Annotated in this window: 7 protein-coding genes, 1 tRNA gene and 2 pseudogenes; 9 read left to right on the forward strand and 1 reads right to left on the reverse strand. The window is 63.7% G+C overall.

The genetic code is table 11. The features are described 5' to 3' along the window. The first annotated feature begins 3 nt into the window (after positions 1-3). From AC1DIO_RS23815 to AC1DIO_RS23830, 4 genes are all read left to right on the forward strand, one after another. Positions 4-1,386, forward strand: a complete 1,383-nt coding sequence (locus AC1DIO_RS23815; RefSeq protein ID WP_476832992.1) for an aminotransferase — start codon at positions 4-6, stop codon at positions 1,384-1,386. 188 nt (positions 1,387-1,574) lie between these two features. Beyond that, complete coding sequence (locus tag AC1DIO_RS23820; RefSeq protein ID WP_476854182.1) at positions 1,575-2,621, forward strand: IS110 family RNA-guided transposase; 1,047 nt, start codon at positions 1,575-1,577, stop codon at positions 2,619-2,621. A 902-nt stretch (positions 2,622-3,523) separates the two neighbouring features. After that, entirely contained in the window at positions 3,524-3,952 is a 429-nt protein-coding gene (gene parS, locus AC1DIO_RS23825; protein ID WP_441480474.1) for a type II RES/Xre toxin-antitoxin system antitoxin, read from the forward strand. A gap of 1 nt (position 3,953) precedes the next feature. Beyond that, positions 3,954-4,400 (forward strand): RES family NAD+ phosphorylase, encoded by a 447-nt coding sequence (locus AC1DIO_RS23830; protein WP_441508087.1) that lies wholly within the window; start codon positions 3,954-3,956, stop codon positions 4,398-4,400. On the opposite strand, the gene AC1DIO_RS23835 is transcribed toward AC1DIO_RS23830, so the two are convergent. Then, positions 4,381-4,743, reverse strand: a complete 363-nt coding sequence (locus AC1DIO_RS23835; protein ID WP_476832994.1) for a hypothetical protein — start codon at positions 4,741-4,743, stop codon at positions 4,381-4,383. The two genes, AC1DIO_RS23830 and AC1DIO_RS23835, sit on opposite strands and share 20 nt — an antisense overlap. 170 nt (positions 4,744-4,913) lie before the next feature. On the opposite strand from AC1DIO_RS23835, the gene AC1DIO_RS23840 reads away from it, so the two are divergent. The 5 genes and pseudogenes from AC1DIO_RS23840 to AC1DIO_RS23860 form a co-directional block, all read left to right on the forward strand. Further along, a tRNA-Ile gene (locus AC1DIO_RS23840) sits at positions 4,914-4,989 on the forward strand. Positions 4,990-5,069: 80 nt separating this feature from the next. Then, positions 5,070-5,347 (forward strand): annotated as a pseudogene (locus AC1DIO_RS23845) (IS6 family transposase); the annotation flags it as partial. 157 nt (positions 5,348-5,504) lie between these two features. Then, the gene (locus AC1DIO_RS23850) at positions 5,505-6,998 is read left to right on the forward strand and encodes an ABC transporter substrate-binding protein (protein WP_476832995.1); all 1,494 of its coding nucleotides are present in this window, start codon (positions 5,505-5,507) and stop codon (positions 6,996-6,998) included. A gap of 803 nt (positions 6,999-7,801) precedes the next feature. Then, positions 7,802-8,800, forward strand: a complete 999-nt coding sequence (locus tag AC1DIO_RS23855; RefSeq protein ID WP_476854183.1) for a DMT family transporter — start codon at positions 7,802-7,804, stop codon at positions 8,798-8,800. 293 nt (positions 8,801-9,093) lie between these two features. After that, a pseudogene (locus tag AC1DIO_RS23860) lies at positions 9,094-9,288 on the forward strand (dihydrodipicolinate synthase family protein); the annotation flags it as partial. Positions 9,289-9,450 lie beyond the last annotated feature (162 nt).

A 9,450-nucleotide genomic window follows, 5' to 3' on the forward strand; every position in this document is an offset into this window, starting at 1 on the left:
GCGATGCTCGACCATCACGCCCGCACCAGCAATGAACTGGACGCCTGGGACCGCGACCACGTCTTCCATCCCTCGACCCATATGGGCCAGCATGCCCGTGGTGAGGCCCCGAACCGCATCATTACCGGTGGCGAGGGCGCCTACATCGTCGACCGCGAGGGCAAAACGAGCCTCGACGCGTTCGCCGGCCTCTACTGCGTCAATGTCGGCTATGGCCGAAAGTCGATCACCGATGCGATCGCCGAGCAGGCGGCGAAGCTGCCCTATTACCATGCGTATGTCGGCCACGGCTCCGAGCCCTCGATCAAGCTCGCCAAGATGGTGATCGAGCGCGCGCCCAAGGGCATGAGCCGCGTTTTCTTCGGGCTGTCTGGCTCGGACGCCAACGAGACCAATCTCAAGCTGGTCTGGTACTATAACAACGTCCTGAAGCGGCCGGAGAAGAAGAAGATCATATCGCGCTGGCGCGGCTATCACGGCTCGGGCGTGATGACCGGGAGCCTCACCGGCCTTGCCGCCTTCCACACTCTCTTCGACCTGCCCAGGGCCCCGATCCTCCACACCGAAGCGCCGTATTACTACCACCGCGAGGACCGCAGCCTCAGCGAGGAGCAGTTCTCGCAGCATTGCGCCGACAAGCTCGAGGAGCTGATCCAGGCCGAGGGACCGGAGACGATCGCCGCCTTCATCGGCGAGCCGGTGCTCGGCACGGGTGGCATCGTGCCGCCGCCCGCCGGCTACTGGGCGAAGATCCAGGCGGTGCTGAAGAAGCACGATGTCCTGCTGATCGCGGACGAGGTCGTCACCGGCTTCGGGCGACTGGGCAGCATGTTCGGCTCGGACCATTACGGCATCGAGCCCGACCTCATCACCATCGCCAAAGGGCTGACCTCGGCCTATGCGCCGCTCTCGGGCGTCATCGTCTCGGAGAAGCTTTGGCGGGTGCTGGAGCAGGGCTCGGATGAATACGGCCCGATCGGCCATGGCTGGACCTATTCCTCGCACCCGCTTTGCACTGCTGCGGGCGTCGCCAATCTCGAACTGGTCGACGAACTCGATCTCGTGCGCAATGCCGGCGAAGTCGGCGCCTATTTCAATGCGACGCTGCAGGATGCCGTTGGCGGCCATCGCCATGTCGGCGAGGTCCGTGGCGAGGGCCTGCTGGCGGCGGTCGAGTTCGTCCGCGACAGGGATGACCGCGTCTTCTTCGCTACCTCTGAAAAGGTCGGCCCGCGCATTGCCGCCGCCCTGCTGGAACAGGGCGTCATCGCCCGCGCCATGCCGCAAGGCGATATCCTGGGCTTCGCACCACCGCTATGCCTCACAAGGCAGGAGGTCGACCAGATCGTCGACGCGACCCGGCGCGCCGTGGCGGCAGTGCTTTAGCGCCAATGATCCCATGAACCTAGCCGCGTTGGCGCTGTTGCGCCAGTTAGGGACGTTGGGGCCCTCGCCCGGGAGATTGGGTATCGCGGTGGCTGCGGGCGATCCGGGAGCGGAAGTGCGCAGCCTCTTCACATACGGTGCCGGAGAGGTCGGACCTGACCTCGGCAGCGAGCGAAGGAGCGACGGCGATGGCGCATTTCGTAGGTCTGGACGTGTCGGTGCAGGAGACGGCGGTGTGCGTCGTCGACGAAGCCGGCAAGGTTGTGTTCGAGCAGAAGGTTGCGACCGAGCCGGACGATCTCGTCGTGCTGCTCATGTCCATCAGTGGCGACTATGGCCGGATCGGGATTGAGGCCGGTCCGCTCTCGCAGTGGCTGGTGAATGGCTTGGCGGAAGCAGGCCTGCCGGTGATCTGCGTCGAGACGCGGCACATGAACTCGCTCCTGAAGGCGCAACAGGTCAACAAGTCGGACCGTCACGACGCTCGTGGCATCGCGCAGATGATGCGCGTCGGCGTGTTCAAACCGGTACACGTCAAGACGCTGGCGAGCCAGGAGAAGCGGATGCTGCTGACCGGCCGCAAGCTCCTGCAGCGCAAGATGCTCGACATCGAGTTCGACCTGCGCGGCACGTTGCGCAACTTCGGCCTCAAGGTCGGCGTGGTCGGCAAGGCCGGGTTCGAAGCTCGCGTCCGCGAGCTGGTGGCGGGCATGTCCAGTCTGTCGGCGATCGTGGAGCCACTGCTCACCGTCCGGCGCGTCCTGCGCCAGGAGTTCGCGCGGATGCACAAAATGCTGCTCGAAGTGGTTCGCCAGGATCCCGTGTGCCGGCGGCTGATGACCGCGCCTGGTGTCGGGGCGGTCGTGGCGCTCACCTATCGGGCGACGGTCGATCAGCCGCAGCGCTTTGTTCACTCCAGGGCGGTCGGCGCGCACGTTGGACTGACACCTCGACGCCACCAGTCCGGCGAGATCGACTATGATGGCGGCATCTCCAAGTCCGGCGACACCATGCTGCGGACGATGCTGTACGAGGCCGCCCAGACGCTGCTTACGCAGAGCCGGCACTGGTCGTGGCTCAAAGCATGGGGCACGCGGGTCGCGCAGCGGCGCGGCATGCGGCGCGCCATCGTAGCCGTCGCCAGGCGACTGGCGGTGATCCTGCATCGCATGTGGATCGACGGCACCGACTTCCGCTGGGGCCGCGACCCGGCAGCCGCCGTTCAGGCGGCCTGACCCCGGCCCGCACAGGAGCAGCGACGGGTTCTGCCACGGCAGGAAGAGGTCCTCACGGGGACGGTGGTGAGACGAGATCGTAATGTCCGCAGCCTCTGCCGCTCGACGGCGGCAAGAGCGCCCGAGAGATTGGTCCGCCTCATCCTCTTACCCCATCATGGGGCGGCCCCTGCGCCGACCCCGGAGAGAAGCGCGAGCCCCGTGCGGCGACCTCGTACCGAAATGCCCCCGAGCAGGAACCGACCACAGCTGGACGCGATCCGCACGGCCGTCGTCCCCGCTGGCACAACCGGCGGTCGATCGGTGCGGCCCCTTGACTTAAACCGCGATAGAGAAGCGGACATTGATTGCCCGTGAAACGGCGGTCGGTTGCGACCAAGGTTGTGTGCAAAACGGGCTGACCCGCTGGCGCTGGTCAGCAGTGCCTTGTCCGCTCCGCCCGTCACCGATCAGCGCCTGTTCCCGGCGTTCGAGGATCAACGGGCGGCCCCCTCCCCGGCCATGAAGCGCGCTTGCGCGCAGGATCTCCAGCGTGACATGCATGGAGCTGACCACAGGTGGCGAACGGATGTTGCTGGCGCGAGCCGGTTGTCGACGCACTGGCGACGGACACGCAGGAGCTGGATTTTCGCCGCACCTCCGAGGATCGGGAGGGCGAGACCACGGCGCGCGGGCTGCGGCGCGTTCCTGAGAAAGCTGGCTTGTACCGGGCCCGTGCTCTGCCTGGGTGGCCTCATCGTCTTGGGTCGCCCGAGCCGAACCGGGCCGCGAGGGGAAGGCGATGCTGGGCATCGACGAGAACGCCGAGGGCGCGACCCTGATCCGGCGGCTTGGCGACCGTGCCACTTGTAGTTATGGCGATATGCCCCTATATCTAAGGCATATCGCCAGGGAGATCGGCCATGACCACAGTTACCGCACTCGAAGTCGTTGGTGGGCGCGACCTAATCGGCGCCCCCATCAATAGCAGCCGCGATCTCATTAGCGCAGTTCGGCGAGGCTTCCCGGTCCAGACTGTGGAGTACGTCATCAGCAGCGGCCGCATGTCCCTCGCCGAAATTGACCTGGTTGTCATTCCTCGCAAAACCCTCAGCCACCGGCGCAAGATTGGCACCCTGACATCCGAACAATCTGACCGCCTGATCCGGGCTGCGCGCGTCCTTGCCGAAGCTGAGGAAACGTTCGGATCTCAGCAGAAGGCAGCCAAGTGGCTGCGCCGACCAACAACCGCACTCAGCGGCGAAAAACCCATCGACCTCCTCGACACGTCGGAGGGAGCAGACCAGGTCGAGGCGCTGCTCGGCCGCATCGGCCACGGCATCGCCGCCTGATATGAAAGTCTGGCGTGTTTGCCGTTTACCGTTCGCCGATTTGAACGGCGAGGGGGCTCGGATCTACGGCGGACGGTGGAACACTCCCGGACGCCCCCTGCTGTATACGGCCGAAAACCCGGCACTCGCGATTCTTGAGGTAAGAGTACATCTCGACCTCGAGCCTGACCTGATCCCAGACGATTACGTCCTCATGGAAATCGAGTCAGGCTCAGCTGTAATCAAAGAGATTTTGGACCCAATTGAAGCACCGGCAACTGTCGGTGACCGCTGGCTCGCCACAATGGAAACCCCGATCCTTAAGGTTCCATCCTTTGTGGTGCCAAACAGCTTCAACTTGCTGATCAACCCGGCGCACCCCGGAGCCGCGAGCATCAGCATCCAAAGCACAAAACCATTTGATTTCGACAGGCGGCTCTGGCTCCCCCTCACATACATGCCTCCGTGAGGAGAACCTGCCGATCGGCGGGACAGATCACCCATCTGGCTGGTTGAGGCACGGGCTGCTCGATCCACTTCTTCATCTCATTGAAAGACTCATCGGCCGACCCCGCGCGCCTGGTTGAACTCATCGATGAAAGGCCTCTTCGCTGGCTCGGCTCATCATGCTGGCTCAATTCCGCCCGTCGCGCCCCGATCATTGGCGACGCCGTCACGTTCCGCGTCGCCCTCCCCGTCGTCGGCGCCGCTCGTCGGGACTCCTCAGCCAGGAGCGTGTCCTTGGTCAGCAGGCCGGCATCCTCGAGCTTTTCGAGATCCGGCAGGTCGCGCAGGCTGGCGAGACCGAACACCGACAGGAATCTGTCGGTCGTGACATAGGTATAGGGCGCCCCCGGCTCCGGGCTGCGCGGTCCGGTGTGATCACGCCGGCGCGTTTTAGCGCCGCAACGGTGTCTCGGTTCCGTTTGCGCGCCGTTCTCGCGTTTTGCCGGGCAGAACGGGAGGGTGTTAGGCGAAGGGTGGGCCGGTAGCTCAACGGTTAGAGCTCGCTGCTCATAACAGCGGCGGTGCCGGTTCGAATCCGGCCCGGCCCACCATTTTCCTCTCAATGGCCTTGCCATCCGCGTTCTCTCGGCGTTGTCACTCCGGTGGCGGAGAGCTGTGTGGATGGGCGGGCATGAGCCAGTCGACCATCAGCTATAGTCGCCATCGATTTCCGCCTGCGATCATTGCTCATGCGGTGTGGCTGTATTTTCGCTTTCCCCTGAGCCGTCGCCTTGTCGAGGAGATGCTGCCGGAGCGCAGCATTGCTGTCTCCTACGAGACGGTGAGGCGCCGGGCCCTGAAATTCGGGCGGGAATAAGCCCGTAGCCTGTCGGCGGCAGCGGCGGCCAGAAGCACTGGCTGTGGTGCGCCGTCGATCAAGAGGGCTATGTTCTTGACGAGTTCACGCAGAACGGCTCGGCGAAGAAACGCCTCCATTGGATTTTGACCGCGAGAGAACGTTCTATTTTCACATGTCACAATAGAATTGTGGTCATTTCGGCGCGGTGCGAAACTGACGGACTATCCGAAAGGCACAGGCCCCAACGCGCTCCAAAAGGACCAGATGATGAAGCTCAAGGTTGGCCGATGGCTGGTTGCAGCCGCCTTGGGGTTCGCCACCCCTGCGCTTGCCAGTGCAGACCGCTTGGTGGTGGATCTGGCGGCCGAACCGTCGACGCTCGATCCGCAGATCCAGTGGAATCCCGATAGCTACTACGTCTACCGCAACATCTTCGACAATCTCGTCACCCGCGACGACAAGGGCGATATCATCCCTCAGATCGCCACCTCTTGGCGCAGCCTGTCCAATACGGAAATCCTATTCACGCTGCGCAGTGACGTGACCTTCCATGACGGATCAAAACTCACCGCCGAGGATGTCGCCTTCAGCATCAAGCGTATCACCGACGCGTCCTTCGGGAGCCCGCAGCGCGGGCAGTTCGACAAGATCGTTGCCGCCGTCCCCCTCTCGGCGACGGAGGTGAAACTTGTCACCGACGGGCCCTATCCGGCTTTGCTCGCCCAGCTCGTGAAGCTCTCGATCGTACCAAAGGCGGTCGTCGAGAAAGTCGGCAACGACCCCTTCAATCTCAAGCCGGTCGGGAGCGGTCCGTATCGTTTCGAAAGCTGGCAGCGCGGCGTTGCCGTGACCCTGAAGCGCAACGATGACTATTGGGGCACCAAGGGCCCATTCCCGACCGTGCTCTTTCGCGCCGTGCCTGATGGTGCGACACGCGTCGCCAATCTGCAGGCGGGGAGCTCCGACCTTGCCGTGGGGCTCGACAACGACCAACTCGCCCAATTCAAGATGTCGCAGCGGGTTAAGCCCCTGACGGCCCTAACCGAGCGCCTCGCCTATCTGCGCCTCAATCCGAACCAGCCCCCCTTCGATAACCCCAAGATTCGCGAAGCCGTGGCGCGAGCTGTCGACAAACAGGGCATCATCGACGGCATTCTGGGCGGGCAGGAGAAGCCCATAGCGCAGATGTTGACGCCGGCACATTTTGGCTGGGCCGAGGGCATCGCCGGCCCCACCTACGACCCGGCGCGCGCCAAGGCGCTTGTCGCCGAGGCCGGGGCTGCAGCCAAAGTGCCATTTGCGCTGACCACCGCGCCCTTCTTCGATCAGCGTGTCGTCCAGGCGATCCAACAGCAATTGCGCGATGTAGGGTTCGAGGTGACGATCACCTTGGTCGACACGCCGAGCTTCCTTCAAAGGACCCAGCGCGGACCCCTCGACTCTCCCATCCTCGCCATCAGCCGCTCCTCCTGCGCTTGCCAAGACGCGGACGGTGCGCTGTACCAACTCTTCCACTCCGGCAATGGCTGGACAATCGTCGAGAACAAGGAGATCGACGGGCTGCTCGACCGCGCGCGCGCGACGCTCGATCCCGCAGTACGATTGGCCGATTATCGCAAGATTCATGAAATTGTTGCGGCGACACTGCCCGTCGTACCTCTTTATCAGACCGTCGTCGGCTATGGTGCCGCCAAGCCACTGCAATTCAACCCGACGCCGAACGAAAGCCTGTTCCTCAACCGCATGCGTTGGGGGGAGTGATTCGAGCCTAGCTGGCATTGGCACGTTAACTGCCGGCGAGCGTCAGGGACTGAACCGGTCGCCGCCGGGTTCGGAAGCGCAAACCTACCCAGGCTTGGTCGATCGAATTCGGTTTCTCGCGAAAGTCATGCCCTGAACCCAGTCGGCCAATCATCCTGTTGCTGCGTGACCCGGTCGATTGGTCAGCTGACGGAGTCATACAAATGCCTCCGATCCCGAATGGGGGCGATTAATTCGGCGCGCGCCAGTAGCGAATACATCACCATCCGCTCGGAGCCATGGCCGCACGTCCTCTCAGACATCGGCCTAAATGAATCAAAAGAAACCGTAAGCACGGCGGGTGGCTGCCCCGACTTTGCGCGTTTGCGACCGTCCAGCAAGAGGCGCAGAGGCCGTTCGGGAGCGGGTTATCAGGCGCATGTGGACCCACCCTCGGTTCGCCTGACAATCCACTTCCCGACGCGCGGCTACGCGCCAAGGTCATATAACTCCTCACCTTGACGCTCCCGACAGCCAAGGCCTCCGATCTCTTTTGAGCGCCGAGACCCCTACCCTGGCCTTCAGTTGATCGGATGCCGGCAGCCTCGGCGGATGTGGAGCTACCCGCCCGTCATGCATCGCCGTGCGTCGGCTTCGGGATCGCGCGGATGCAAGTAAGGGGCACCCATCAGGAAGGCAGGGCGCGACGACGGAGGACCACATCGCATGCAAATTTCACATGGCGGGTAGGGCTTCTTCGCTCGGCGATTGCGCCGCGAATTCATAGTTTGATCACGATCATGCGCCTTGCTTGAACCAAGGATATGGCGCGCCGCCAGATCGAATTTCCCGATCGGATCGATATGTCACCCCCGTCTGCAGCTGCCACCGCGGCCGATTGCGATGCCTATTCCTCTGATGTCTCGATAAGGAAGCCCCCTACCCGTCCCGCCGGTATCTCGTTACCCGTGGACAACGCGTTCCTCGCCATAGGTCTCATCCTGGCGAGCACATTGTTCTTCGCCGCCGGAGACGTCTCGGCGAAACTCCTGACGGCAAACCTTCCCGGCGTGCAGGTGGCGTGGTTGCGCTATCTCGTATTCGTCATCCTGGTTGTGCCGACCGCGTTCGCTATGAGCGGCAGGCGCGCCCTCGTGGCCGCCTCGCCCGGCATGCAGACCCTTCGTGGCCTCGCAGTGGCTGGCTCCGCGATGCTCTTCATTTTGGGCCTCACGCAGCTTCCCGTTGCGGAGGCAACCGCCATCAACTTCATATCGCCCATCTTCATCACGGCCCTGTCCATCCCATTGCTCGGCGAGAAGGTGGGCCTTCGCCGCTGGGCAGCGGCAGCGGTCGGCTTTGCAGGCGTGCTCATCGTCGTGCGACCGGGCACCGCTGGGTTCAGCATGGCGGCTCTCCTGCCGATGGGCGCCGCCATGTGCTGGGCGGTGGCCGCGATCGTGACGCGAAAGATGCATGCCGAGCGGTCGGAGGTGACGATGGCCTGGTCCGCGCTCATCGGCTTCGCGGTGCTGTCCGCGGGCGTGGCCTTCTCCTGGCATCCTTTGACACTGCGGGAGATCGGGATCGGCGTGGCCATGGGCTTGTTCTCGACCATCGGTCACTGGATGGTCATCCTCGCCTTCAAGAAGGCCCCCGCATCGACGATCGCCCCGTTCTCGTACGTGCAGCTCGCCTCCGCAGCCCTACTCTCCTTCGCCATCTTCGGGGCTGTCCCCGAGGCCATGACCTTCCTCGGAGGAGCGGTGATCGCGGCGAGCGGACTCTACACGGCCCACCGGGAACGCATCCGGGCTAGGTAGCTGTCGGCGAGCGAGGCTATGGAGCGTCTCGCCAGCCATGTAGTCCTGGCCACCTGGCGCTTGAAATCAGGTGCTGGGGGTGCGGCGTCGGGCCATGGCTTAGGCCGTCGCGATCTTCGAATGGGCGAACAGGCTGATGCAGCAATCGGGCGATCGATCCTCGTCGGCGGTCGAGTTCGCGCAGATTACGTGTGATCGCGTCGCATTCGTCTACGGCGAACGATCTCGGCTCGGATCGGAGGATCGCTTCCAACCGCCCGGTCCGAGTCATCAAAGGGGAGGTCGTCGCGCTCCACCTCGCCCTCTCCCTCATCGCCCAGCAGCAAGGCGCGGGCTTGGCGGTCCGCAAATACACGATGATGAAGCGCGGCATCCTCAGCCATGACGCCCAGCGTTTGCCGGGCTCCACCATCACAGCCGCCGCGAAGGCAGAGGTCGACTACCTACTAGAACGCGTGGCAAAAACCGACCCCAGAGCGAATAGCTGAGCCTGGAGTCGCGTTTCTCCGTAGCCCTTCGGCGTGGGCCGCCTTGCGGTGGCGCGTGCTGAGTGAAGAAATAGGCGTATGGATAGTCATACGCCTATGCCGAAGCTCTCTCGGCTTGAAGTGATCACGACGGGGTCGCGGCGGCGGTGGACGCCGGAAGAG

This window comes from Allobosea sp. 05T439, from assembly GCF_056396005.1.